Below are 23,902 nucleotides of genomic sequence, written 5' to 3' on the forward strand. Positions count from 1 at the left end.
AACGCGTCGAGAAGCCGCGCCACGGCGAGCGCAGGCGGGGCCGTACGTAATTCCCCTCACCGGCAGGTCAGATTCCGATCAGCGGCCTGGCCCGAGCATCGGGCGGCCCGGCAAGTCCGCATGGACGTGCATGGGCGACACAGGAGACAACGCTCATCAAACGCCTATGAACGACAGAAATCTTGCCCGAGGCCTGTTCCTCGTCCTCATCTCGCTGGCCTTCGGCCTGCAATCCCTGCGCTACCCGATCGGCGACTTCAGCCGGGCCGGGCCCGGCCTGTTCCCGGCCCTCGTCAGCGGCCTGCTGGGCCTGATCGGCGTGGCGACGGTCATCCGATCGCGCTTCGTCGAACGCGTACGCCTGGACCTCAACTTCAAGAACATCGCCATCATCATGGCGAGCCTCTGCGGCTTCGCGGTGCTCTCGATGTACCTGAACATGATCGTGGGCATCGTCTTCATGGTGTTCTGTTCGACCACGGCCGGCACCTCCTATTCGTGGGTGCGCAACGTCAAGATCTCCGCCGGCCTGGTCCTCATGGCCCTGGCTTTCCAGAAACTCCTCGGCCTCAACCTGCCCCTCTACTGATGGACGTCCTGCACAACCTGGCGTTCGGCTTTTCGCACGCCCTGACCATCCACAACCTGCTGTACTGCGCCCTCGGGTGCACGGTGGGCACACTCGTCGGCCTGCTGCCCGGGCTCGGCCCGCTGGCCACCATCAGCCTGCTGCTGCCGCTGACCTATTCCATCGACACCACCGGCGCACTCATCATGCTGGCCGGGATCTACTACGGCGCGCAGTACGGCGACAGCGTGAGCGCGATCACGATGAAGATCCCGCACGCCAGCAGCATCGTGGCCTGCATCGACGGCTACCAGATGACGCTGAAGGGCAAGACCGGGCTGGCGCTGTTCACCGCCGGCGTCTCCAGCTTCATCGGCGGCACGATTGCCATCGTGGTGCTCGCGTTCTTTGCTCCGATGCTGGGCGAGGTGGCCTTCCTGTTCGGTCCGGCGGACTACTGCGCCATGATGCTCGTGGGCTTCGTGTGCGTGAGCTTCGTCACCACCGGCAGCCTGCTCAACGGCCTCGCCATGTGCCTCATCGGCGTGCTGCTGGGACAGATCGGCACCGACGTGAACAGCGGCACCGCGCGCTTCACGATGGACCTGCCCTTCCTGGTGGACGGCATCGGCATCGTCAGCATCGCGCTGGGCTGCTTCGGCATCGCCGAGATCACGAAGAACCTCGATGCCCGCGAAGAGCGCTCGCCTTTCAACGGCAAGATCGACCTGATCCCGACCTGGGCGGAGTTCAAGCGGATCATCCCCAGCGCCCTGCGCGGCGGCGCGATCGGCTCGTTCCTGGGCATCCTGCCCGGCGGCGGCCCGACTATCGCGCAGTTCGCCGCCTATGCGATCGACAAGAAGGTCAGCAAGTACAAGCACGAGATCGGCACCGGCTGCATCGAGGGCGTGGCCGGCCAGGCCGCGGCCGACGAGGCGGCCGCGCGCACCAGCTTCATCCCGCTGATGAGCATCGGTATCCCCGAGAACGCCGTGATGGCGCTGATGCTGGCCGCCTTCGTCATCAAGGGCATCCAGCCCGGGCCGAACATGATCGCCGCGCATCCCGAGCTGTTCTGGGGCCTCGTGGCCAGCATGTGGGTGGGCAACTGCTTCCTGATCACCCTGAACGTGCCGCTGGTGCGCTACTGGCTGTCGGTGTTCAAGATCCCGTACAGCGTGTTGTTCCCCTCGATCCTGTTCTTCTGCTGCATCGGCACCTTCAGCGTGAACAACAGCCTCGAGGACCTCTTCATCACGGCCGGGTTCGGCTTCATCGGCTACATGTTCATGCGGCTGGAGCTGGATGCCGCGCCGCTGATGCTGGGCTTCATCCTCGGCCCGATGCTCGAAGAGAACTTCCGCCGCTCGCTGCTGCTGAGCCGCGGCAGCTTCGGGATCTTCGTCAGCCGACCCATCAGCGGCACCCTGCTGGCGCTGATCGCCGTCTTCGTCGTGTGGCAGACGGTCGCGTTCCTGCTGCGCGCGCGCAGAAGGCACGCGCTTCAGCGGCAGCCCGACGAGTCGGTGCTGGTGGAGCGATAGAGCCTTGCGCGTGGGGGGAGCGAAGCTCGGCCCGGCAGGTCGTCGTGACGTGACGCCGGGGCGCTCTCAGCCGTAGCGGCGCCGCGCCAGTGCGGCGCCCTCGGCCAGGGCCTCGAGCTTCTTTAGCGCAATGGCCCGGTCCATCGGCGCGAGCCCGCAGTTGGTGCAGGGCAGCAGCCTCTCCTTCGGCACGTGCTGCAGCGCCTCGCCGATGGTGTCGGCCACCTGCTCGGGGGTCTCGATCGACTCGCTCGCCACGTCGATCACGCCGACCATCACGTCCTTGCCCTCCAGCAGGCGCATCAGATGGGGCGGCACGTGGGAATGAAAGCACTCCAGGCTCACCTGGTCGATGCGGCTTTTCGCGAGTGCCGGGAACACCGTCTCGTACTGGCGCCATTCCTCGCCGAGCGAAGCCTTCCAGTCGATGTTGGCCTGGATGCCGTAGCCATAGCAGATGTGGACCGCGGTGGTGCAGCGCAGCCCCTGGGCCGCACGCTCGAGTGCGCGCACGCCCCAGTCCGCGGCCTCTTTCATGTAGACGTTGAAGGCCGGCTCGTCGAACTGCACGATGTCGATGCCGTCGGCTTCGAGCGCCAGCGCCTCCTGGTTCAACAGCTCGGCGAAGGCCATCGCGAGCGCGACGCGGTCGCCGTAGTGCCGGTCGGCCACGGTGTCGACGATGGTCATCGGGCCGGGCAGGGTGAACTTGGTGCGGCGCTGCGTGTGGGCGCGCAGCAGCCGAGCCTCGGCCTCATGCACCCGTCCCTTGAGCCGCAGCGGCCCGACCACCTGCGGCACCATGGCCTCGTAGCGGTTGTCGCGAATGCCCATCTTCACCTTGTGCTCGAAGTCGATGCCCTCGACCTTTTCGAGAAAACCGTGGACGAAATGCTGGCGCGACTGCTCGCCGTCGCCGATCACGTCGAGGCCGGCATCTTCCTGGGCCTTGATCCACAGCAGCGTGGCGTCCGCCTTGGCTTGGGCGAGATCGGCGCCTTCGGCTTTCCATGATGGCCATAGCTTGCGGGTCTCGGCCAGCCAGGCGGGTTTGGGCAAGCTGCCGGCGATGGTGGCGCTGAAGAGGGGACGGGACATGAGGCACCTCGCGAAGGACGACGCCGCGAGGGTAAGCCAATTCTGAAGGTCCCGCATCGGGCGCTGCAAAGGCGCCCACGGGTGCGCTGCGGCGCGCCACTGTGGCGGTCGGCGCTGCGCGCCGACTCCCCTGCGATGCTCGCGCAGCCGGCCTGCCGCAGAACTCGCTGCGTTCACTTCGTTCACTGCGCTCAAACAGCTGCGGCAAGTCAGACCACGAAGCACGCCTGTCCTTCGGCAGGCGTGCGGCCGGCTGCGCTGCGCTTCTCGGCGCCACAGAGGCACGCCGCAGCGCACCCGCGGGCACCTTTGCGGGATACGTTGTGCCGGTATCTCCATACCCAAACTACCCAACTACCCAACTACCCAACTACCCAAATGTCCAAATGTCCAAATGCCCAAATGCCCAAATGCCCAGATGCCCAATTACCCGAGCCCCGGATGCGCGGGTGCGGTATTCCGAACGCCCGGAACGCCACCTCCGCGGAAGGTGGTCTGCGGGCCGGGCGATTTCTGGGGCGGTGAGGAGCGCAGTCTGGGGGCGGGCGCGCCTGCCGAAGGACAGGCGCGCTTCGTGATCTGACTCGCCGCGGCTGTTTGAGCGAAGCGCGCCGAAGGAGCGCGTAGCGAGTTCCGCGGCGCTGCCCCCAGGCGAGCACCGCAACGGAGTCGGCGCGCAGCGACGACCGCCCCAGTATGAGCCCGGACCGCAGACCGCCTTCCGCGGCGCGCACGCCTTCCGCGGCGCGCACGCCTTCCGCGGCGCGCAGGCCTTCCGCAACGCGCAGGCTGCATCAACGCTGCATGCCAATGCAGAGGAGCGACCCCAGTACGCCCCTTGCTGCAAGCAGCCTCAGCCCAGCAGATCGCGAAGCGTGCGCGCAATCACCTTGGTCGCGCGCCGAAGGTCTTCCAGCACCACCCGCTCGTCGCTGCGCTTGGCGTGCGACTCGAGCACGCTGCGCGGGCCGGCCCCGTAGATGACGCCGGGGATGCCGGCCTCGCCGTAGAGGCGAACATCGGTGTAGAGCGGCGTGCCCATGGCCTTGATCGGCTCGCCGAAGATCGCGTGGCCGTGCTTCTGGATCGCCTCCACCAGCGGCTTGTTGCCCGGCAGCGGCTTCATCGAATTGGCCAGCAGCAGGCGCTTGATCTCGACAGTGATGCCCGGCAGCTGCGCCGCAGCGTCGGCGATGATTTTGCGAATCGTGGCCTCGACCTCCGCCGGATGCTCCTCGGGGATCATGCGGCGGTCCAGCTTGAAGACCACCTTGCCGGGCACGACGTTGGTGTTCGTGCCGCCTTCGATGCGGCCCACGTTGAGGTAAGGGTGCGTGATGCCCTCGACCTTGGACGTGACCTGCTGGTAAAGCGCGTTCTGCGCGTAGAGCGCGTTCAGCACATGGACCGCCCCCTGCAGTGCATCGACGCCTGTGCTGGGCACGGCCGCATGCGCCATCTTGCCGTGCACCGTCACTTCCATCTGCAGGCAGCCGTTGTGGGCGGTCACCACTTCGTAGCTGAACCCGGCTGCGATCATCAGGTCGGGCTTGGTCAGGCCTTGCTGGAGCAGCCAGCCCGGGCCCAGGAGGCCGCCGAATTCCTCGTCGTAGGTGAAGTGCAATTCGACGCTGCCCTTGGCCGGCTTCGCCACCGCCTCGAGGGCGCGCAGCGCGAAGGTGAAGCTGGCGAAGTCGCTCTTGCTGACGGCCGCGGCGCGGCCGTAGAGGCGGCCGTCCTCGATCTCGCCGCCGTAGGGATCGTGCGTCCAGCCTTCGCCCGGCGGCACCACGTCGCCGTGGGCGTTCAGCGCCACCGTGCGGCCCTCGCCGTACTTGCGCCGCACGATCAGGTTGGTGATCGATTCGAGGCCGTAGTCCTTCACCGCCTGTGCGGGCACCGGATGCTTTTCGGCGACGAAGCCGAAGGTCTCGAGCAACTCGGCGGTGCGCTCGGCATGCGGCGCGTTGTTGCCGGGCGGCGTGTCGGTGGGCACGCGCACCATCTCCTGGAGGAAGCGCACTTCCTCGTCGAAATGGGCGTCGATCCAGGCGTCGATCCTGTCGTAGTCGGTACTCGTGGTCATGTCAGTGCGCCTTCTCTTGGGCCAGGTTGTCGAGCAGCAGCTGGAAGGCCTCGACCGCCAGCTGCATGTCGTCGTTGGTGCTCGATTCGAGCGGGTTGTGGCTGATGCCGGAATTGATGCCGCGCACGAAGAGCATGGCCTGCGGCATCACCTCGTGCAGCTTCATCGCATCGTGGCCGGCGCCGCTGGGCATGCGGTAGAGCGGCACGCCGAGCGCGTCGACCGCCTTCTCCCAGCGCTGCTGCCATTCGGGGGCGCTGGGCGCGGCCGAGGCCTTCATGCTTTCTTCCAGCGTGAAGCGCACGCCGCGGCGCTCGCAGATGGCCCCGAGCTCGGCGATCACATCGGCGGCGAGGGCGTCGCGCTGCGGGTTGTTGGGCGCGCGCATGTCCAGGCTGAACTTGCAAAGGCCGGGCACGACGTTGATCGAACCGCTGGGCACCTCCAGCATGCCGACCGTGGCGACCGAGTCGCCGTCCTTCGCGGCGCGCTGCTCCGCGAAGAGGATCAGCTCGGCCACCGCGGCGGCCGCATCGCGGCGCCGGTTCATCGGCGTGGTGCCGGCATGGCTGGCCATGCCGATCACCTCGCCCACGTAGCGCACGCCGCCGTTGATCGAGGTCACGATGCCCAGCGGCAGGTCGAGCTCGTTCAGCACCGGACCCTGCTCGATGTGCACTTCGACGAAGCCCAGGTACCTGGAGGGGTCGCGCTTCAGCTTCGGGATGTCTTCGTCCTTCAGGCCGGCGATCGCGCGCGCCTCGCGCATGGTGATGCCGTCGGCGTCCTTCTGGTCCAGCCACCGGGCGTCGAAATGGCCGATCAGCGCGCCCGAGCCCAGGAAGGTGGCCTTGTAGCGCTGGCCTTCCTCTTCCGCGAAACCGACGACCTCGAAGGCGTAGGGCAGGCGCCGGTTTTGCCGCTTGAGCTCCCGCACGCAGGCGAGCGCCACGAAGATGCCGAGCCGGCCGTCGTACTTGCCGCCGTTGCGCACCGTGTCGTAGTGCGAGCCGGTGAGCAGCGTCTTCGCATCAGGCGTGGCGCCGGTCCCCGGCACGAAGCCCTCGGCTTCGTAGCGGCCGACCACGTTGCCGACCGCGTCGATCTCCACGCTGTCGAAGCCGGCCTCGCGCATCCAGCCCGCGATCTGCTGCGCGCAGGCGCGGTGCGCCTCGGTCAGGTAGGTCACGGTGAGCTGGCCCTTCTCGGCGTAGCCCGGGTCGGTGTGCACCGAGAGCTGCTCCTGCCAGTCCCACACGTCGTTGCCGAGCGTGGGCGTGAAGCCGAACTTGTCGTCGAGCCGGATCTCGGCGATGCGATGGATGTTGCGCAGCGCCTCGCCCCGCTCGAAGTCCGCGGGATGGTGCAGCCGGCGTTCGAAGGTGTCGATGATCTCGCGCTTGCCCAGGCCGGTGCCGCGCGGACCGCGCACCGCGAGGATGAAGGGGAAGCCGAACTTGGCGTTGTAGTCGGCGTTGAGCTGCTGGATCTTCGCGAACTCCTCGGGCGTGCACGCCGTGAGGCCGGCCTTGCCTTGCTCGTGAGTGGATTCGGCGGTCAGCGTCTTGCTGACCATCGCCTTGCCGGCGAGCTCGGGGTGGGCGCGGATCAGGCCCAGCTGTTCCTCGTCGGTGGCCTTGGAGACCGCCTGCACCAGTGCGTGCTTGAGGTGGGCGAGCGAGCGGAAGGGCCGCGCGGCGGCGGCGCGCTGCGCAATCCACGGCGAATGCTCGTAGGTGCCGTCCAGCAGTGCCGCGACCTGCTCGGGCGTGGCGGCGTTCAGTTGTTCGAGGCTCAGCGCCATGTCAGGCTCCCTTCGATTCGGAGTAGGGATGCGTCGCCTTCCAGTGGCGCGCGATGTCGAGGCGGCGGCAGACCCACACGCGATCGTGCCCGGCAATGTGGTCGAGGAAGCGCTGCAGCGCGGTGATGCGGCCGGGGCGTCCGAGCAGGCGGCAGTGCATGCCGATGCTCATCATCTTCGGGGCCTCGTCGCCCTCCGCGTAGAGCGCGTCGAAGCTGTCCTTCAGGTACTGGAAGAAGGGCTCGGCGTGCGAGTAGCCCTGCGGCAGCGCGAAGCGCATGTCGTTGCAGTCCAGCGTGTAGGGCACGATGAGCTGCGGCACGATGCTGCCGTCGGTCTTCTGCACCTTCATCCAGAAGGGCAGGTCGTCGCCGTAGTAGTCGCTGTCGTACTCGAAGCCGCCATAGTCGGCCACCAGGCGGCGGGTGCGGGGGCTGTCGCGGCCGGTGTACCAGCCCAGGGCTCTCTCGCCGGTGAGCTTCTCGATGGCCTGCATGCCCAGGCGCATGTGCTCGCGCTCGGTGGCCTCGTCCACGTTCTGGTAGTGGATCCAGCGCCAGCCGTGGCAGGCGATCTCGTGCCCCAATTCCTTGAAGGCGGCGCTCAGCTCGGGATGGCGCTCGAGCGCCATGCCGACGCCGAACACGGTGAGCGGCAGGCCGCGCTTCTCGAATTCCCGCAGGATGCGCCAGACGCCGGCACGCGAGCCGTACTCGTAGATGCTCTCCATGCTGATGTGCCGGTCCGGGTAGCTCGCCGGATTGAACATCTCGGACAGAAACTGCTCGGAGCCCGCATCGCCGTGCAGCACGCAGTTCTCGCCGCCTTCCTCGTAGTTGAGGACGAACTGCACCGCGACGCGCGCGCGTCCGGGCCACTGGGCATGCGGCGGATTCCGGCCGTAGCCGACCAGGTCGCGCGGGAAGGGCAGGGTGGAGTCGTAGATGTTGCTCATGGAAGAGGGCTCAGGCCGCCAGCGCGACCGAGATGTCATGGGTGGGGACCTTGCGGTCGAAAACGAGGTTGGCCTCGACGTTCAGCAGGTGCTCGGTCATCAGCCGCACGGCGCGCGCCTCGTCCTTCGCGGCCAGCGCCTTCACGATGTCGGCGTGCTCGTCGTTGGAATGCTCGGCCGCGCTCGCGCTCTGGTACATCAGGGTGATGAGGGCGCAGCGCGAGATCAGCTCGCCGAGGATCTGCGCGAGCACCTGGTTGCCCATCAGCTCAGCCATGCGGACGTGGAAGTCGCCCAGCAGCTCGGTGCGCCCGGAGATGTCTTCCCCCGAGACCGCGGCCTTCTCGAGCGCCACGTGCTCCTTGAGCGCCTTGATCTTGGCCGGCGTCACGCTGCGCACGAACTCGCGCGTCATCTCGGCCTCCAGCATGCGGCGCACGGCGAAGACCTGCTTGGCCTCGTCCACCGCGGGCGCGGCGACGAAGGCGCCGCGCGCGGGCTCGAGCCGGATCAGCTTGTTCTGCGAGAGCTGGAACAGCGCCTGCCGCACCAGGGTGCGCGAGACGCCGAAGTGGTCGGCCAGCTTCTGCTCGGCCAGCTTGCTGCCCGGCTGCAGCCGGTGCTCCACGATGGCCTTGGTGAGCGCATCGACGATCGCGCGGGTGGTGGTCGAATCCATGGATTTCATGATAGACCCAAAGCCGAGAAGTGTATACACTTTTGTCGACCGGAATTTCCCCAATGCCTTGAAGGAGCATCACCATGGGCCTGAGCACCCACGTCCTGGACACCATGCACGGCGGCCCCGCGGCCGGCATGGAGGTCGCGCTTTACACCACCGACGGCACCGGGGAGGATTCGCGTGCCACGCTGGTGAAGCGCTTCGCACTGAATGCGGACGGGCGCAGCGACGGGCCGCTGTACGGCGACGGCGCGCTGAAGGCCGGCACCTACCGCCTGGTGTTCGACGTGGCGGGTTATTTCAAGTCACGCGGCGTGCAGCTGCCCGAGCCGAACTTCCTGAATCGCGTGACGCTGGATTTCGGTGTGGCGAACCCCGACCAGCACTATCACGTGCCGCTGCTGGTGAGCCCGTGGAGCTACTCGACCTACCGCGGGTCCTGAAACTGCGAGAGCTGTCCCTCGCTCAAGGTATCGAGCTGGAAATGCCCGCTCTTGTCCCACAGCCAGGTGTCGGTCCAGGTCAGCTTGCCGATGCGGCTCGCGGGCGGGTAGGGCGCGGCGCTCAGCACGGTGCGCTCGATCTCGGCGATCACTTCGGGCGCATGCTTGGGCGGCCGCATCCAGTTCATGCCGGTCACGCGGCCGTTCGCGTCGAGGCTGACCGAGAGCGTGCCGACCGCGTAGAGGAGCGGCGGCAGCTTGCCGGCGTAAATGCGGTTGCCATTGCGCGCGTAGATGTGGCGGGCGGCGTCCTGCTTGTATTCGCGCGGGGTGGCGGCATTGGAGGGGCGCGGGGTGGCGCTGGAGGCCGGGGCGGCCGTCGCGTCGCTCAGCTGGCCGGGCACGGTGCCCGTCGATCCCGGCAGGCTGCCGCAGCCGGCAAGGCCCAGGGCCATGGTCAGGGCGGCCGCGAAAGCGCGGCGAAGGGGCGTGGCGGGCAGCTTGAGGTTCATGCGGAGATTTATACCTTGGCGGAATCGCCCCGGCGCAATGGGAGGTATCGCGGATGAACGGCATGGTCGACGAACTGCTGGCGCGGCTCGCCCTCGGCGAGGAGGGCGTGCTGGTGCGCGTCGAGCGCACGCAGGGGTCGGCGCCGCGCGAGGCAGGCACCTGGATGGCGGTGTGGGCCGACGGGCTCACCGCCACCATCGGCGGCGGGCAACTCGAATATCAGGCAACCGACGAGGCGCGCCGCTGGCTCGCGGGCGGTGCGGCGATCGAGGGCGTGCGCCGCTATCCGCTCGGGCCGAGCCTGGGCCAGTGCTGCGGCGGCGTGGTGTTTCTCTCTTACCAGCGCATTACGGCGGCCGATGCGAAGGCGCTGCAGTCCGAGCTGCTGGCGCACCTGGAGCCGGTGGCCCTGTTCGGTGGCGGCCATGTGGGCGCGGCCCTGGCGCGGCTGCTGTCCACGCTGCCGTTCAAGGTGCGCTGGATCGACAGCCGCGACGGCGTGTTCCCCGAGGCGCTGCCGGCCCAGATCGAGACCGAGCACTCCGATCCCGTGCAGGACGCAGTCGCGCAGCTGGAGCCCGGCTCGCGCGTTCTGATCATGAGCTTCAGCCATGCCGAGGACCTGGACATCGTGATCGCCTGCCTCAAGCGCCTGCGCGTGCGCGACGACCTGCCCTATGTGGGCCTGATCGGCAGCAAGACCAAGTGGGCCACCTTCGGCCACCGGCTGGAGGCGCGCGGCTTCACGCCGCAGGAGCTGGCGCGCATCACCTGCCCGATCGGCGTGCCCGGCATCACGGGCAAGGAGCCCGAGGTGATTGCGGTGGCCGTCGCGGCACAGCTCTTGATGCAATGACGCTCTTCCCCAGGTTGGCTCACTTCGTGTGGCCGCCCTTACCCGGGGGCAACACCGGCGGCCCGGCGAAGCCGGTTCGGCGGTGTCCCTGGAATTGGGCTTGCTTGGGTATGGCTCAGGGTTTTCCACCATGTCCTGCGCCGGAAAAGCGCTCGATATCAAGCGCAAAAGTGTATACACTTCGGTCCACAAGCCGCAGCGGAGCGAGGCCTTTTCGGGAGCCTGCGTTCGCGGCCCTTTCTCTGCTTACAGCGCCCGCAGTGGTGAGCAGTCCAAACCAAGGTTGAGCACATGGAAAGCTACTACCTCGACTGGGCCAATCTGCTGCTGCGCTGGGTCCACGTCATCACCGCCATCGCGTGGATCGGCGCCTCCTTCTATTTCGTGATGCTGGACAACAGCCTCGAGAAGCCGCACGACCGCGAATCGCTGGACAAGGGCGTCGGCGGCGAGCAGTGGGCCGTGCACGGCGGCGGCTTCTACAACATGCAGAAGTACGCACTGGCGCCCAAGAGGCTGCCGGACCACCTGCACTGGTCCTACTGGGAGAGCTATTCCACCTGGCTCACCGGCTTCGCGCTCTTCACGATCTCCTATCTGTGGAACGCGAGCACCTACCTGATCGACAAGTCCAAGATGGACTGGCAGCCCGGTGCCGCCATCGGCGTGGCACTGGCCTTCTTCGTCGTCTTCTGGATGGTCTACGACGGCATCTGCCAGCTCTTCGGCCAGCGCAAGAACGGCGACACCATCGTCGGCGTGCTGGTGGCGGTCTTCATCGCCTTCGCCGCCTGGCTGGCCTGCCACTGGTTCGCCGGCCGCGCCGCCTTCCTGCTGGTGGGCGCGATGATGGCCACGACCATGAGCGGCAACGTGTTCTTCTGGATCATCCCGGGCCAGCGCAAGAACGTGCAGGCACTGCGCGAGGGACGCCCGGTCGACCCGATCCACGGCGCGCGCGGCAAGCAGCGCAGCGTGCACAACACCTACTTCACGCTGCCGGTGCTGTTCGCGATGCTGAGCAACCACTACAGCTTCACCTACACGCACAAGTACAACTGGGTCGTGCTGCTGCTGATCATGCTGGGCGGCGCGGCCATCCGGCAGTTCTTCGTGGTGCGGCATCGCTTCAAGCTGGGCAATGCGGGCAATCCGCTGCCCTATGCGATGGTCGGCGTCGTGGTGCTGGGCCTGTCGATCGTGTGGATGCGGCCCGAGCCCTCCGGTGCGCAGATGGCCGGCGCCGCCGCTTCGCAGAAGGTGGGTTTCGGCGACGTCAAGAAGGTGCTGGAGCAGCGCTGCTACATGTGCCATGGCGCCCAGGTGCAGATGAAGAACGTGCGCCTCGACTCGCCCGAGCAGGTCGCCGCGCATGCGCAGGGCGTCTACCAGCAGGCGGTGGTCACGAAGATCATGCCGATGAACAACGCGACGGCCATGACCGACGCCGAGCGCGCCCTTATTGCCAAGTGGTTCGAGGGCGGCGCAAAGACCAATTAGCAAGCTCGAGGCGCCGCGGGCTGGCCGTGGACAATCGGGCAACGGAGACCGAAACGCAATGAACCCATCGCAGGCCCTGCCCGATCCCCATGCCGCACCGCGCGGCTTCCTCGAACAGCTCTACCGCATCGCCGTGCGCCGTGCATTGCCGCTGGACAGCATGGGCGCGCACCTGCCCAAGCCGCCCAAGGGCCGCACGCTGGTGCTGGGAGCCGGCAAGGCCGGCGCTTCGATGGCGCAGGCGCTGGAGGCCCTGTGGCCGGCCGATGCGCCGCTCTCCGGCCTGGTCGTGACGCGCTACGACCACATCCCGCCTCGGCCCGAGGGGCTCGTGCAGCGCATCGAGATCGTCGAGGCCGCGCATCCGGTGCCCGACGAAGCCGGCCTGAAGGCGGCCGAGCGCATCCTCGCCCTGACGAAGGGCCTGACCGCCGACGACCTGGTGCTGTGCCTGATCTCCGGCGGCGGCTCGGCGCTGCTCACGCTGCCGGCCGAGGGCCTGACCCTGGCGGACAAGCAGCGCATCAACAAGCAGCTGCTCGAATCGGGCGCGCACATCGGCGAGATGAACTGCGTGCGCAAGCACCTGTCGCGCATCAAGGGCGGCCGGCTGGCCGCGGCCTGCGGGCCGGCGAAGGTGGTGACGCTCACCATCAGCGACGTGCCCGGCGACGACCCGGCCATCATTGCCAGCGGCCCCACCGTGCCTGATGCCACGACCTGCGCCGATGCGCTTGCCATCCTCGACCGCTATCGCATCGAGGTGCCGCAGGCCGTGCGGGCGCAGCTCGAAAGCGGCGCGCTCGAAACGCCGAAGCCGAGCGATGCCATCTTCAAGGGCCATGCCACGCATCTCATCGCCACGCCGCAGCAGTCGCTCGAAGCCGCCGCCGAGGCGGCGCGCGCAGCCGGCATCGAGGCCCACATCCTCAGCGACGAAATGGAAGGCGAGTCGCGCGAGGTCGGCAAGGTCCATGGCGCGCTCGCACGCGCGGTCGCGTTGCGCGGCGCCCCCTTTGCGAAGCCCTGCGTGATCCTGTCGGGCGGCGAGACCACGGTCACCATCCGTCCCCGGCAGCCGGGGCAGGCCAAGGGGCGCGGCGGCCGCGCGGGCGAGTTCTGCCTGGGCCTGGCCGGCGCGCTGGCCGGGCAGAAGAACGTGTGGGCGCTGGCGGCCGACACCGACGGCATCGATGGCGTGGAGGACAACGCCGGCGCCTTCGTCACGCCAGATACCCTGGCACGCGCCGAGGCCGCGGGGCGCAAGCTGGCCGATCACCTGGACCGCAACGATGCCTACGGCTACTTCCAGGCGATCGGCGACCTCTGCGTGACTGGCCCGACGCACACCAACGTCAACGACTTCCGGGCCGTGCTGGTGCTGTAGCCCCGCGCCGGGGAGGCGAAGGAATTCCGTCGCATTCGGGCGGGCCGAAGCACCGTCAACGCCCGCCGCGACGCGCTCGCCCGCCCGGCACGGGAAACAGCGCCATCGCCTCCTCCCGTACCGCTTCCACCAGCCGCAGCCTGAGCGATGCGCGCGACCAGATCAGCCCGATGCGCCGCGGCTCGAAGGGCAGGGACAGCGGAATGCGCGCGAGCCGCAAGCCTTCGGGCCAGGGCCGGATCCAGTCCGGCACCAGCGAGACGCCCAGGCCGCGATCCACCATCACCGCGATCGCGCCCAGCGCGTTGAGCTCGAAGCGCTCGCGCGGCTTGATGCCTGCCTTGCGCAGGTACTGCTCGGCCTGCCGGCCGCCCCACTGCGTGCGGTCATAGCGGATCAGCGGCTGGGTCGACAGCAGTTCATGCGGATCGGCACCGGCCCACTTGGCGGGCGCCAGCACCACCAGCGGCTCCTCGCGCAGCAGCTGCCAGCCCAGGGCCTTGGGCAGCGCCACCGGCGACTGCAGCACGATGGCGGCATCGAGCTCGCCGCGCTGCACCGCCGGGTGCATGTCCATCGAGTAGCCGGGCTGCACGTACACGCTCACGCCCGGATAGCGCTTCACCAGGCCGGCCAGGATGTCCGGCACCATGCCCAGCAGGGCGTTGGGGCCGGCGCCCAGACGCAGGTCGCCCGACAGCGTCGCATCGTTGGCCACGGAGCGCAGGTCGGCCACCTGGCCCAGCAACTCGCGGGCGCGCTCGACGATGCGGTCGCCCGACTCGGTGGGCGTCACCGTGCGGCCCAGGCGCTTGACGAGCGGCGTGCCCATGTCGCGCTCGAGTGCGCGCACCTGCTGCCCCACCGCGGCGGGCGTGAGGTTGAGCCGGCGGGCGGCTTCGGCCATCGAGCCGTGCTCGACCACGGCCACGAAGCTCTTGAGGAAATCCGTGTTCAAGGGGCCTCCGGGATCATGAAGAAAAACTACCTTCTGAAGATAGCACCGAGCGGTTTTTCTTTTCGATCCACGAGCGCAGACTCGCACCAGTTCTTCTGGAGACCAACGATGCGCAGCAAGCTCTTCGTTCCCGGCTCGCGCCCGGAGCTCTTTGCCAAGGCCTTGTCGGGCGCCGCCGATGCCCTGTCCTTCGACCTCGAAGACGCCGTGGCCGAGGAGCGCAAGGCCGAGGCGCGGGCGCGGGTCGGCGAACTGCTTCGCTCTGCGACGGCGCAGGCCACTGGCAAGACGCTGATCGTGCGCGTCAATGCGATCGACACGGCGCATTTCGAGGCCGACATCGCCGCCGTCGTGTGCGAGGGCCTGCACCTGCTGAACCTGCCCAAGGCCGAGTCCGTCGATCAGGTGCGCGCCGCGGCCGCCGCGCTGGAGGCGGCCGAGCGCGCGAACGGTGTGACGCGGCCGGTGCGGCTGATGCTCAACGTCGAATCGCCGCGCGGCCTGCGCGAGGCGGCGGCGATGGCGCAGGCGCATGCGCGCGTGGCCGGCCTGCAGCTGGGCTTCGGCGATCTCTTCGAGCCGCTGGGCATCGCGCGCCGCGACACGGCCAATGTGCATGCCGCCATGTTCGCGATGCGCATGGCAGCGGGGGAGGCCGGCGTGTTCGCCTGCGACGCGGCCTTCGCCGACGTGCAGGACGCGCAGGGCTACCTGGCCGAGGCCGAGATGGCGCGCCGGCTCGGCTACCTCGGCAAGAGCTGCATCCATCCCAGCCAGGTGGCGCTGGCGCACCAGGTGTTCCGCCCGCCGCAGGCCGAGATCGAGCGCGCGCTGCGCATCGTCGAGGCCGCGCGCGATGCGCAGGCCCGCGGCGTGGGCGCATACCTGGTCGACGGCCGCATGGTGGACGGTCCCTTCGTGCGCGGCGCCGAAGCCGTGCTCGCGGATGCGCGACGCCTGGGCCTCCTGCCCGAGCGCTGAGCGCGCGCACCGCATCGATCGACTTTCGAACACGAGCAACCGGAGACCACATGACCTTGCCCAGCTCTTTTCTTTCCTGCCCCACCGGCCTGCGCCGCGTGGCGGGTGCACTGGCGACGCTGCTCGGCGCCGCTGCCTTCTGCGCCGGCGCCTCGGCGCAGGAGGCCTGGCCCGCGCGCCCGATCACCATCGTCGTGCCCTATCCGGCCGGGGGTTCCAACGACGTGTTCGCGCGGGCCATCGGCCGGCGCCTGTCAGAGGTGCTGGGCCAGCCGGTGCTCATCGACAACAAGCCCGGCGCGGGCGGCACGCTGGGCACCGGCATCGTGGCCAAGGCGCCGGCCGACGGCTACACGCTGGCCGCGGTGTCCTCCAGCTTCGTCACCAATGCCGCGGTGCAGCCGCGCCTGCCCTTCGACCCGGTGAAGAGCTTCGCGCCGGTGGCCATGATGGCGCAGGGTCCCTTCGTGGTCGCGGTGCGCGCCGACCTGCCCGCGAAGACGCCGGCCGAGCTGGTGGCGCTGGCCAAGCAGCGGCCCGGCAAGCTCAACTACGCCTCGTCCGGCCCGGGCAGCACCAACCAGTTCGCGACCGAGCTGTTGAAGTCGAGCGCCGGCGTCTTCATCACCCACATTCCGTACCGCGGCATGGCGCCTGCGACCACCGACCTGATGGGCGGCAATGTCGATGTGCTGATCGCGAGCGGCCCCTCGCTGCAGCCGGCGCTGCGCTCGGGCAAGGTGCGCGCGGTGGGCATCACCAGCGCGAAGCCTTCGGCCACCGCGCCCGAGCTGGTGCCGATGGCGCAGGCCATCCCCGGCTACAGCTTCGGCATCTGGTGGGGCCTGCTGGCGCCGGCCGGCACGCCGGCTGCCGTGGTGCAGCGCCTCAACAGCGAGATCAACAAGATCGTCGAGGGGCCGGAGATGAAAGCCTTCCTGCTGCGCGAAGGCGCCGAGCCCGCGGGCCTGACGCCGGCGCAGTTCGCCGCGCAGATCCAGCGCGAGATCCCGTATTGGCAGAAGGTGGCCAAGGACGCAGGCATCTCGACTGAATGATGACGAGCGAGGCCTGCCCCAACTCTTCCGGCACCGCGCCGCCGCGCGATCCGGTGCCGGACGATGCGTGCGATGCGCACATCCATGTGTTCGATGCGCGCTTCGCGGAGGCGCCGGGCGAGAAGCTGACATCCACGCCCGCGCAGGCCACGGCCGCCGACTACCGCGCGATCCAGCGCCGGCTGGGCACCCGCCGCGCGGTGGTGGTGCAGCCGCGCGCCTACGGCACCGACAACAGCGCGACGCTGGACGCCATCGCGCAGCTGGGCGCGGCCCGCACGCGCGGTATCGCGGTGCTGACGCCCGAAGCCGGCGGTGCCGAGCTGCGCCGGCTCGATGCGGGCGGCATCCGCGGCCTGCGGCTCACGCTGCATGCGGCCGCCGGGGCGCCCACGCGCTTCGACATGCTGATGCCGCTGGCCGAGCGCATCGCACCGCTGGGGTGGCATTTGCAGCTGCACTTCCAGGCGGCGCAGATCGCGGCGCATGCGGCCGTGTTGCGGCAGGTGCCCTGCCAGCTCGTGTTCGACCATCTGGCGCGCCTGCCGGTGGGCGGCGCGCACGCGGACGCTGCCTTCGCGCTCGTGCGCGAATTGCTCGAGCGGGAGCGCGCCTGGGTCAAGCTCAGCGGCGCCTACCTCAACACGCACAGCGGCCCTCCCGCTTACGCCGATACCGTCGAGACCGCACGCGCCCTGGTGCGCATCGCTCCCGAGCGCCTCGTATGGGGCAGCGACTGGCCGCATGCCACCGAGGAAGGACACAAGCCCGACGATGCCCGGCTGCTCGATCTTCTGAGCGAGTGGGCGCCCGACACCGCCACCCGCACCGCCATCCTGGTCCACAACCCGGCGCGTCTCTACGGCTTCGCCTGAATCTTCACCGAGAACCCGCACCATGCCCCTGATCCGCCGCCGCCAAGGTCTTCTTGCACTCGCCTCCTGCGCCGCATTGCTGGCGCTCACGCCGCACGGCCACGCGCAGGCCGACTACCCCAGCCGCCCCGTGCGGCTGATCGTGCCCATCGCGGCCGGCCAGGCCACCGACATCCTCGCGCGGGTGGTGGCCGAGCAGCTCTCGCGCTCGCTGGGCCAGCCCTTCGTCGTGGAGAACAAGGCCGGCGCCGGCACCACCATCGGCACCGACTTCGTTGCCAAGGCGCCGCCCGACGGCTATACGCTGCTGATGGCCACCAGCGCCGGCTTCGCCGCCGCGCCGGCGCTCTACGCGAAGCTGCCCTACGACCCGGTGCGCGACTTCGCGCCGATCTCCAACGTGGGCCTGGTGATCCAGACCATGGTCGCCAGCCGCGAGGCACCCTTCGACAACGTGCAGGAGTTCATCGCCAAGGCCAAGGCGGGCTCCATGAGCTACGCCTCGGCAGGCAACGGCTCGACCTCGCACCTGGCGACCGAGATGTTCCTGCACCAGGCCGGCGTGGAGGCCGTGCACGTGCCCTTCAAGGGCGCGGCGGAGGCGCAGCCGCAGCTCATCGGCGGGCAGGTGCAGTTCATGTTCGACGCACTGCCGGCGGTGCTGCCGCAGGTGCGCGCGGGCAAGCTCAAGGTGATCGGCGTCGGCTCGGCGCAGCGCACGCCGCTGCTGCCGGAGGCACCGACCCTGGCCGAGCAGGGCCTGAAGGGCTTCGAGGCCGTGGGCTGGATCGGCCTGGCGGCTCCGGCCAAGACCCCGCACGCCGTGCTGGACAAGCTCAACAAGGAAGTGCAACGCGCGCTGGCCACGCCCGAGATGCAGGAGCGGCTGAAGGCCCTGTCCTTCACGCCAGCGGCGGACACGCGCGAGCATTTCGCTGCCTTCATCGCGAGCGAAATCGGCAAGTGGGGCCAGGCGGCGAAGAATGCGCGCATCGCCCCGCAATGAACCGAAGGACATTCCCATGACGACGACGAACCCCGAGGAGGAGGGGCCGCGCGGCCCGCTCACCGGCATCCGCGTGCTGGACCTCAGCGCATACATCGCCGGGCCCTATGGCTGCACGCTGCTCGCGGACATGGGCGCCGCCGTGGTCAAGATCGAGCCGCCCACCGGCGATAACCTGCGCAAGTACCCGTCCACGCTGGAGGCCGAGAGCCGCGCCTTCATCGGCGTCAACCGCAACAAGAAGGGCCTGGCGCTCGACCTCAAGAAGCCCGAAGGGCTGGAGGTGCTGCACCGGCTGCTGGCCCAGGCCGATGTGCTGGTGCACAACTTCAGGCCGTCCGTGCCGCCGCGGCTGGGGATCGGCTACGAGCAGCTGCGCGAGCGCTACCCGGCGCTGGTCTACTGCGCCGTCACCGGCTACGGCGAGGAGGGGCCGCTCAAGGACAAGGCCGGCTACGACCAGGTGCTGCAGAGCATGACCGGCATCTGCGCCATGCAGGGGAAGGCGGGCGGGCCGCCCGAGATCGTCTATGGCTCGGTCGTCGACTACTACGCGGCCTCCATGCTGGCGATGGGCGTGAGCGCCGCACTGGTGGAGCGCGCGCGCAGCGGGCGGGGGCAGTACGTCGGCGTGTCGCTGCTGCGCAGCGCACTGGCCATGCAGTCGGCTCGCCTGGTCTGGGCCGACGGCGAGGGCCGCGAGGTGGGGCGCGACATGCGCTCGGGCGGCGTGACCGGGCTGCATCCGACGCGCGAGGGCTACCTGTACCTGTCGGCCAACACGGCGCATTTCTGGGCCGCGCTGTGCGAACGCACCGGCTTGCAGGCGCTGGCCGCGGATGCGCGCTACGACACAGTGCGCAAGCGGGCGCAGCAGGCTGCGGAGATCGTGCCCCAGCTGCGCGCCGCGCTGCAACGGCACACGGCACTCGAATGGGAAACCATCTTCGGCGAGGCCGTGCCCTGCGCCGCCGTAAGGGCGGTGGAAGACATGTTCGTGGACGCGCAGGTGCTGGCCGAGCGGATGGTGTCGCGCTTCGACCATCCGCACGTGGGTGGTTATCGCGGCTTCGACAAGCCGGTCAAGTTCGGCAGCACGCCGGGGCCGAAGGCATTCGCATCGCCGGGGTTCGGGCAGCATGCGGCGGACATCCTGGCGGCGCATGGCTATGGCGAGGAAGAGATTGCGCGGCTGCGTGCGCTGGAGGTGCTGCCGCAGCGGATGGCGTGAAGCGGGCGTCGTGGCTCACCCCCGCCTTCTCCCGTCGCGAGGGGGAGTCGCAGCCGCCCGATGCGCCTTTCGGAGCGCATCCAGCCCGGCGAACACATAGCGCATCAGGTCCTCGAACATTCCCTCGCTGTCCTTCGCCATCGCCGGCAGCACCTTGCGCGGAATCTCCTTGGGCGCCACCAGCATCACGATGCAGGGCAGCACCGAGAACACCAGCGCGCGCTGTACCGCGGGGTGATCGCCCGGCAGCTCCAGGATCGCGGCGAGCAGGCCGAGCAGCAGCTTCGCCTTCGGACGCACGGCCTTGTCGACCAGCGCCGGCGCCAGCGGCCCGGGTGACATCATCTCGCGCAGCACCACGCGAAAGCCCCAGGGCGTGTTCTCGCGCGAAGAGGGCGCGAGCATGTGCGCCAGCAGCGCACGCAGCTTGTCGCGCGGATCGCCGAGCGCGCGCGTCATCTCGACGAGCTCGTCCACGCTCACGATCTGCCGGTGCGCCTCGATCAGCACCTCCTCGTACAAGGCCTCCCGGCTGCCGAAGTGGTAGTTGACCGACGCCATCGGCGTGCCGGCGCGCGCGCAGATCTCCTTGCTGGTGGCGTCGGCATAGCCGCGCTCGGCGAACACCTGGCCGGCGGTCTGCAACAGCAGCGCGCGGGTGGCGGCGCCGTCGGGGCGTGGTGCGCGCACGGCGCGCGCGGCGGTGGCTTTCTTTCGAGGCGCTGAAGGCATGGCGAGGAAGGAGATGACGCGTGGACCGGCTCTAGTTTGAATTTAAATTCAAATTCGCTATTATCGAGTCTACTGCATCGACGACATCCTGGCGGGAAAGCCCATCCATGAACAAGAAACCCCTCATCCTCGGCGGCATCGTGCTCGTGGCGGCGCTGGCCTCGGCCGCGTGGTACTTCAACCGCAAACCCGCCGACGCCTCCACCCTGGTGCTCTACGGCAACGTCGACCAGCGCCAGGTCTCGCTGGCCTTCAACGGCAGCGATCGCATCGGCAAGCTCGACGTGGAGGAAGGCGACCACGTCAAGGCCGGCCAGGTGCTCGGCGAGCTCGACACCCGCACCCTGCAGCTGCGCGCCGCGCAGGCGCGAGCGCAGATCGGCGTCCAGGAGCAGGCCCTGCTGCGCCTGAAGACCGGCAGCCGCCCCGAAGAAGTCGCGCAAGCCCGCGCCGGCGTGGCCGCCGCCCAGGCCGATGCCGAGTTGGCCGCGCAGCAGCTCGAGCGCCTGCAAGGCATCCGCCAGACCACGGCCGGCCGCGCCGTCAGCCAGCAGGACCTGGACAGCGCGCTGGCCCGCCGCAAGGTGGCGCAGGCGCAACTGGAGAACGCCCGCAAGGCCCGGCAACTGGTGGTGACCGGCCCGCGCAAGGAAGACATCGCGCAGGCCCAGGCCCAGCTCGAGGTGGCACGCGCCGAGCTCGCGCTGCTCGACCGCCAGCTCGACGAAGCCCAACTCCGCGCTCCCATCGACGCCGTGGTGCGCGCGCGCCTGATGGAGCCCGGCGACATGGCGTCGCCGCAGCGCCCCGTCTACACGCTCGCCATCACCGACCCGAAATGGGTCCGCGCCTATGTGGCGGAGGCCGACCTCGGGCGCGTGAAGCCCGGCATGGCCGCCACGCTGACGATCGACAGCCAGCCCGCCCAGCCCTTGTCCGGCAAGGTGGGCTTCATCGCCTCTGTGGCCGAGTTCACGCCCAAGACCGTGCAGACCGAGGAGCTGCGCAGCAGCCTGGTCTACGAGATCCGCGTGCTGGCCGATGACAAGGAGGATCGCTTGCGCCTCGGCATGCCGGTGACGGTGCGCCTCTCGCTCGACGGCAATGCGACGCCGGTCGCCACGGGGCGCTGATGAACGCCGCCGTCCCTGCGTTGGTGGGCCATGGCCTGCACAAGCGCTTCGCGCTCAAGGGCACGAAGCGCACGGTGCAGGCGCTCGCCGATGTCTCGCTGGAAATTCCGGCCGGCACGCTGAGCGCGCTGGTCGGCCCCGACGGCGCCGGCAAGACCACGCTGCTGCGCCTCGCGGCCGGTCTGATGCGGGCCGACCAGGGCACGCTGCAGGTGCTCGGCATCGACGTCGCGGCCGAGCCCCAGGCCGTGCAGGGCCGCATCAGCTACATGCCGCAGCGCTTCGGCCTCTACGAGGACTTGAGCGTGCAGGAAAACCTCGACCTCTACGCCGACCTGCACGGACTGGCGAAGCAGGAGCGCGCCCAACGCTATGCGCGCCTGATGGAAATGACCGACCTCGGCCGCTTCACCGCGCGTCCCGCGGGCAAGCTCTCCGGCGGCATGAAGCAGAAGCTGGGCCTGGCTTGCACGCTGGTGCGCTCGCCCGAGCTGCTGCTGCTCGACGAGCCCACCGTCGGCGTCGACCCGCTCTCGCGCCGCGAGCTGTGGGAGATCGTGCAGCAACTGGTCGACGACGAGCGGCTCAGCGTGATCGTCAGCACGGCCTACCTCGACGAGGCGGAGCGGTGCTCGCAGGTCTTCGTGCTGCACGAGGGCCGCCTGCTCGCGCAGGGCGCGCCGCAGGCGCTGCGCGACCGCGCGCGCGATCTCTGCTTCATCGCGAAGCCGCCGCAGGGCATGCCCGCCCGCACGCTGCAGGCCCGGCTGCTCGACGCGCCGGCCACCATCATCGATGCCGTGCCGCAGGGCGGCGAGGTGCGTTTGATCCGCCAGCCCGCGGCCGCCCAGCCGGCGCTGGCCGCGCTGCTCGACGGCGCCCCTTGCGAACCGGTACCCGCGCGCCTGGAGGACGGCTTCATGGTGCTGCTGCGCGTCGAGCAGCGGCCGAAGAGCGCGGCAGCGGCTGCGGCCGCCACTGGCGCAGCGGCCCCCGGCGATGCCGGCGAAACCGTGATCGAGGTCAAGGACCTGGTGCGCACCTTCGGCGACTTCACCGCCGTCGCCAGCACCAGCTTCAGCGTGCGCCGCGGCGAGATCTTCGGACTGCTCGGCCCCAACGGCGCCGGGAAGACCACCACCTTCCGGATGCTGTGCGGCCTGCTGCCGGCGAGCAGCGGCTTCCTGCAGGTGGCGGGCGTCAACCTGCGCCATGCGCGGGCGCAGGCGCGTGCGCGCATCGGCTACGTCTCGCAGAAGTTCGCGCTCTACGGCAATCTCACGGTGCAGGAGAACCTCGAATTCTTCGGCGGCGCCTACGGCCTGCGCGGCGCGCGCCTGCGCGAGCGCATGCAGGCGGTGCTCGAGCAGTTCGAGCTGCGGGGACAGGAGCAGTCCGCCAGCGGCCTGTTGCCCGGTGGCTTCAAGCAGCGCCTGGCGATGGCCACCGGCCTGCTGCACGAGCCCGAGATCCTCTTCCTCGACGAGCCCACCAGCGGCACCGACCCGCTGGCACGGCGCGAGTTCTGGCGCCGCATCACCGCGCTGGCCGAGGCCGGCGTGACGGTGATCATCACCACCCACTTCATGGAGGAGGCCGAGTACTGCGACCGCATCGTGATCCAGGATGCCGGCCGGGTGCTCGCGATCGGCACGCCGCAGGAGGTGCGGCAGCAGGCCGGGCGGGCGCCGGACATGGAAGAGGCCTTCATCGGGATTGTGAGCAGGGCGAGGGAGAGGAGGGGTGGGAGATGAGGGGCGGGTGGGCTTTGTCTTTGTTTCTTCTCTTATGGATTTGGGGCTTTGCTCGCTTGTGCTGGCGTTGCGCTTTGTTTGAGGCTGGAGCCGGGATGTCGTCCCGGCAGCCGAGTCACTTTCTTTTGCTTCGCCAAAAGAAAGTAACCAAAGAAAAGGCGACCCCACTGCGCGTGACCCTGCGCTTCGCTACGGGCAACCTGCGGTGCTCGCTTCAGGCGGGGTCCGCGCAAACTCGCTTCGCTCAAACACGCGCGGCCCTTGATCCGCCTGAAGCTGCGCTCCTCGGCACGCGCAGAGGGGAGTGGATCGGGCCGTTGCTTCGCTCGGCCTGCAACGGCCTCGCTGCGCGAGGCCTTGAGTGGGAGCGGGTGCGGGCGCATGTGCACGGACCTACTCATACGTATGAGCATGGGCATGGGCATGTGGACGTGCATGGCATGTGTCTGCGTCTGCGCAGCGTGAGCGAAGACCTGCAGCGCACGTCTTCGCGCACCCCACACAAGGACGCGCCATGGCGCGTTGAAGTCGAGATCCCCTCTGGCCGTAGCCGAGGAGCGCAGCTTTTCGCGGATCAGGGCCGCGCGTGTTTGAGCGAAGCGAGTTTGCGCGGACCCCGCGAAAAGCGAGCACCGCAGGCTTCCCGCAGCGAAGCGCAGGGTTGCGGCCAGTGGGGTCGCCTTTTCTTTGGTTACTTTCTTTTGGCGAAGCAAAAGAAAGTGACTCGCCTGCCGG

Annotated in this window: 21 protein-coding genes; 13 read left to right on the forward strand and 8 right to left on the reverse strand. The window is 69.1% G+C overall.

From position 1 onward, the window contains the following. Nucleotides 1–166: 166 nt before the first annotated feature. Together J2739_RS14305 and J2739_RS14310 are read left to right on the forward strand one after the other, a co-directional pair. Nucleotides 167–589 carry a tripartite tricarboxylate transporter TctB family protein gene (locus tag J2739_RS14305; RefSeq protein WP_309902703.1) on the forward strand — a complete coding sequence of 141 codons (423 nt, stop codon included), beginning with the start codon at nucleotides 167–169 and terminating at the stop codon, nucleotides 587–589. Then, entirely contained in the window at nucleotides 589–2,115 is a 1,527-nt protein-coding gene (locus tag J2739_RS14310; protein WP_309902705.1) for a tripartite tricarboxylate transporter permease, read from the forward strand. Before J2739_RS14305 ends, J2739_RS14310 begins: the two co-directional genes overlap by 1 nt. Before the next feature lie 66 nt (nucleotides 2,116–2,181). Here J2739_RS14310 and J2739_RS14315 read toward each other — a convergent pair whose 3' ends face one another. From J2739_RS14315 to J2739_RS14335, 5 genes are all read right to left on the reverse strand, one after another. Continuing rightward, nucleotides 2,182–3,213, reverse strand: coding sequence for a methionine synthase (locus J2739_RS14315; RefSeq protein WP_309902708.1), 1,032 nt, complete (start codon nucleotides 3,211–3,213; stop codon nucleotides 2,182–2,184). 853 nt (nucleotides 3,214–4,066) lie between these two features. Beyond that, nucleotides 4,067–5,299 carry a M20 family metallopeptidase gene (locus tag J2739_RS14320; RefSeq protein ID WP_309902710.1) on the reverse strand — a complete coding sequence of 411 codons (1,233 nt, stop codon included), beginning with the start codon at nucleotides 5,297–5,299 and terminating at the stop codon, nucleotides 4,067–4,069. Nucleotide 5,300: 1 nt separating this feature from the next. After that, nucleotides 5,301–7,103, reverse strand: coding sequence for a 2-oxo-4-hydroxy-4-carboxy-5-ureidoimidazoline decarboxylase (uraD, locus tag J2739_RS14325; RefSeq protein ID WP_309902712.1), 1,803 nt, complete (start codon nucleotides 7,101–7,103; stop codon nucleotides 5,301–5,303). Between the two features lies 1 nt (nucleotide 7,104). After that, nucleotides 7,105–8,058, reverse strand: a complete 954-nt coding sequence (puuE, locus tag J2739_RS14330) for an allantoinase PuuE (RefSeq protein WP_309902713.1) — start codon at nucleotides 8,056–8,058, stop codon at nucleotides 7,105–7,107. A 10-nt stretch (nucleotides 8,059–8,068) separates the two neighbouring features. Next, a complete protein-coding gene (locus tag J2739_RS14335; RefSeq protein ID WP_309902715.1) occupies nucleotides 8,069–8,746 on the reverse strand; it encodes a GntR family transcriptional regulator in 678 nt (225 codons plus the stop codon). A gap of 74 nt (nucleotides 8,747–8,820) precedes the next feature. Between J2739_RS14335 and uraH the strand changes: the two genes are divergently transcribed. Beyond that, nucleotides 8,821–9,183 (forward strand): hydroxyisourate hydrolase, encoded by a 363-nt coding sequence (uraH, locus tag J2739_RS14340; RefSeq protein ID WP_309902718.1) that lies wholly within the window; start codon nucleotides 8,821–8,823, stop codon nucleotides 9,181–9,183. On the opposite strand, the gene J2739_RS14345 is transcribed toward uraH, so the two are convergent. Next, on the reverse strand, nucleotides 9,168–9,695 hold the full coding sequence (locus J2739_RS14345) for a hypothetical protein (RefSeq protein WP_309902720.1): 528 nt from the start codon (nucleotides 9,693–9,695) through the stop codon (nucleotides 9,168–9,170). The two genes, uraH and J2739_RS14345, sit on opposite strands and share 16 nt — an antisense overlap. Before the next feature lie 53 nt (nucleotides 9,696–9,748). Between J2739_RS14345 and xdhC the strand changes: the two genes are divergently transcribed. The 3 genes from xdhC to J2739_RS14360 all read left to right on the forward strand — a co-directional run bounded on the left by xdhC (nucleotide 9,749) and on the right by J2739_RS14360 (nucleotide 13,439). Then, nucleotides 9,749–10,552, forward strand: coding sequence for a xanthine dehydrogenase accessory protein XdhC (gene xdhC / locus J2739_RS14350; protein WP_309902722.1), 804 nt, complete (start codon nucleotides 9,749–9,751; stop codon nucleotides 10,550–10,552). 291 nt (nucleotides 10,553–10,843) lie between these two features. Then, complete coding sequence (locus J2739_RS14355; protein WP_309902724.1) at nucleotides 10,844–12,052, forward strand: urate hydroxylase PuuD; 1,209 nt, start codon at nucleotides 10,844–10,846, stop codon at nucleotides 12,050–12,052. A 58-nt stretch (nucleotides 12,053–12,110) separates the two neighbouring features. After that, nucleotides 12,111–13,439 (forward strand): glycerate kinase type-2 family protein, encoded by a 1,329-nt coding sequence (locus J2739_RS14360; RefSeq protein ID WP_309902726.1) that lies wholly within the window; start codon nucleotides 12,111–12,113, stop codon nucleotides 13,437–13,439. 55 nt (nucleotides 13,440–13,494) lie between these two features. On the opposite strand, the gene J2739_RS14365 is transcribed toward J2739_RS14360, so the two are convergent. Next, the gene (locus J2739_RS14365) at nucleotides 13,495–14,397 is read right to left on the reverse strand and encodes a LysR family transcriptional regulator (protein ID WP_309902727.1); all 903 of its coding nucleotides are present in this window, start codon (nucleotides 14,395–14,397) and stop codon (nucleotides 13,495–13,497) included. Nucleotides 14,398–14,505: 108 nt separating this feature from the next. On the opposite strand from J2739_RS14365, the gene J2739_RS14370 reads away from it, so the two are divergent. Genes J2739_RS14370 through J2739_RS14390 form a run of 5 tightly spaced genes read left to right on the forward strand, consistent with a single transcriptional unit; the run spans nucleotide 14,506 to nucleotide 19,548 of the window. Beyond that, nucleotides 14,506–15,378, forward strand: coding sequence for an HpcH/HpaI aldolase/citrate lyase family protein (locus J2739_RS14370; RefSeq protein WP_309902729.1), 873 nt, complete (start codon nucleotides 14,506–14,508; stop codon nucleotides 15,376–15,378). A gap of 50 nt (nucleotides 15,379–15,428) precedes the next feature. Beyond that, the gene (locus tag J2739_RS14375) at nucleotides 15,429–16,436 is read left to right on the forward strand and encodes a tripartite tricarboxylate transporter substrate binding protein (RefSeq protein WP_309902730.1); all 1,008 of its coding nucleotides are present in this window, start codon (nucleotides 15,429–15,431) and stop codon (nucleotides 16,434–16,436) included. Then, nucleotides 16,433–17,311, forward strand: a complete 879-nt coding sequence (locus tag J2739_RS14380; protein ID WP_309902732.1) for an amidohydrolase family protein — start codon at nucleotides 16,433–16,435, stop codon at nucleotides 17,309–17,311. The genes J2739_RS14375 and J2739_RS14380 overlap by 4 nt, the downstream gene beginning before the upstream one ends. A gap of 22 nt (nucleotides 17,312–17,333) precedes the next feature. Further along, on the forward strand, nucleotides 17,334–18,317 hold the full coding sequence (locus tag J2739_RS14385) for a Bug family tripartite tricarboxylate transporter substrate binding protein (protein ID WP_309902734.1): 984 nt from the start codon (nucleotides 17,334–17,336) through the stop codon (nucleotides 18,315–18,317). Between the two features lie 16 nt (nucleotides 18,318–18,333). Next, the gene (locus tag J2739_RS14390) at nucleotides 18,334–19,548 is read left to right on the forward strand and encodes a CaiB/BaiF CoA transferase family protein (protein ID WP_309902736.1); all 1,215 of its coding nucleotides are present in this window, start codon (nucleotides 18,334–18,336) and stop codon (nucleotides 19,546–19,548) included. A gap of 15 nt (nucleotides 19,549–19,563) precedes the next feature. Here the strand turns inward: J2739_RS14390 and J2739_RS14395 are convergent, their stop codons facing one another. Beyond that, a complete protein-coding gene (locus tag J2739_RS14395) occupies nucleotides 19,564–20,280 on the reverse strand; it encodes a TetR/AcrR family transcriptional regulator (RefSeq protein WP_309902738.1) in 717 nt (238 codons plus the stop codon). Between the two features lie 107 nt (nucleotides 20,281–20,387). Here J2739_RS14395 and J2739_RS14400 point away from each other — a divergent pair, with 107 nt between their 5' ends. Together J2739_RS14400 and J2739_RS14405 are read left to right on the forward strand one after the other, a co-directional pair. Then, nucleotides 20,388–21,413 carry an HlyD family secretion protein gene (locus tag J2739_RS14400; RefSeq protein WP_309902740.1) on the forward strand — a complete coding sequence of 342 codons (1,026 nt, stop codon included), beginning with the start codon at nucleotides 20,388–20,390 and terminating at the stop codon, nucleotides 21,411–21,413. After that, nucleotides 21,413–23,167, forward strand: coding sequence for an ATP-binding cassette domain-containing protein (locus tag J2739_RS14405; protein ID WP_309902741.1), 1,755 nt, complete (start codon nucleotides 21,413–21,415; stop codon nucleotides 23,165–23,167). Before J2739_RS14400 ends, J2739_RS14405 begins: the two co-directional genes overlap by 1 nt. Nucleotides 23,168–23,902 lie beyond the last annotated feature (735 nt).

This window comes from Variovorax soli, from assembly GCF_031454625.1.
GTDB lineage: Bacteria > Pseudomonadota > Gammaproteobacteria > Burkholderiales > Burkholderiaceae_C > Variovorax > Variovorax soli_A.

What these genes read in the sequence shown, in the direction of transcription:
- J2739_RS14305 (WP_309902703.1), top strand. Translation starts at nt 167, where the DNA reads ATGAACGACAGAAATCTTGCCCGAGGCCTGTTCCTCGTCCTCATCTCG.
- J2739_RS14310 (WP_309902705.1), top strand. Translation starts at nt 589, where the DNA reads ATGGACGTCCTGCACAACCTGGCGTTCGGCTTTTCGCACGCCCTGACC.
- J2739_RS14315 (WP_309902708.1), bottom strand. Translation starts at nt 3,213, where the DNA reads ATGTCCCGTCCCCTCTTCAGCGCCACCATCGCCGGCAGCTTGCCCAAA.
- J2739_RS14320 (WP_309902710.1), bottom strand. Translation starts at nt 5,299, where the DNA reads ATGACCACGAGTACCGACTACGACAGGATCGACGCCTGGATCGACGCC.
- uraD (WP_309902712.1), bottom strand. Translation starts at nt 7,103, where the DNA reads ATGGCGCTGAGCCTCGAACAACTGAACGCCGCCACGCCCGAGCAGGTC.
- puuE (WP_309902713.1), bottom strand. Translation starts at nt 8,058, where the DNA reads ATGAGCAACATCTACGACTCCACCCTGCCCTTCCCGCGCGACCTGGTC.
- J2739_RS14335 (WP_309902715.1), bottom strand. Translation starts at nt 8,746, where the DNA reads ATGAAATCCATGGATTCGACCACCACCCGCGCGATCGTCGATGCGCTC.
- uraH (WP_309902718.1), top strand. Translation starts at nt 8,821, where the DNA reads ATGGGCCTGAGCACCCACGTCCTGGACACCATGCACGGCGGCCCCGCG.
- J2739_RS14345 (WP_309902720.1), bottom strand. Translation starts at nt 9,695, where the DNA reads ATGAACCTCAAGCTGCCCGCCACGCCCCTTCGCCGCGCTTTCGCGGCC.
- xdhC (WP_309902722.1), top strand. Translation starts at nt 9,749, where the DNA reads ATGAACGGCATGGTCGACGAACTGCTGGCGCGGCTCGCCCTCGGCGAG.
- J2739_RS14355 (WP_309902724.1), top strand. Translation starts at nt 10,844, where the DNA reads ATGGAAAGCTACTACCTCGACTGGGCCAATCTGCTGCTGCGCTGGGTC.
- J2739_RS14360 (WP_309902726.1), top strand. Translation starts at nt 12,111, where the DNA reads ATGAACCCATCGCAGGCCCTGCCCGATCCCCATGCCGCACCGCGCGGC.
- J2739_RS14370 (WP_309902729.1), top strand. Translation starts at nt 14,506, where the DNA reads ATGCGCAGCAAGCTCTTCGTTCCCGGCTCGCGCCCGGAGCTCTTTGCC.
- J2739_RS14375 (WP_309902730.1), top strand. Translation starts at nt 15,429, where the DNA reads ATGACCTTGCCCAGCTCTTTTCTTTCCTGCCCCACCGGCCTGCGCCGC.
- J2739_RS14380 (WP_309902732.1), top strand. Translation starts at nt 16,433, where the DNA reads ATGATGACGAGCGAGGCCTGCCCCAACTCTTCCGGCACCGCGCCGCCG.
- J2739_RS14385 (WP_309902734.1), top strand. Translation starts at nt 17,334, where the DNA reads ATGCCCCTGATCCGCCGCCGCCAAGGTCTTCTTGCACTCGCCTCCTGC.
- J2739_RS14390 (WP_309902736.1), top strand. Translation starts at nt 18,334, where the DNA reads ATGACGACGACGAACCCCGAGGAGGAGGGGCCGCGCGGCCCGCTCACC.
- J2739_RS14395 (WP_309902738.1), bottom strand. Translation starts at nt 20,280, where the DNA reads ATGCCTTCAGCGCCTCGAAAGAAAGCCACCGCCGCGCGCGCCGTGCGC.
- J2739_RS14400 (WP_309902740.1), top strand. Translation starts at nt 20,388, where the DNA reads ATGAACAAGAAACCCCTCATCCTCGGCGGCATCGTGCTCGTGGCGGCG.
- J2739_RS14405 (WP_309902741.1), top strand. Translation starts at nt 21,413, where the DNA reads ATGAACGCCGCCGTCCCTGCGTTGGTGGGCCATGGCCTGCACAAGCGC.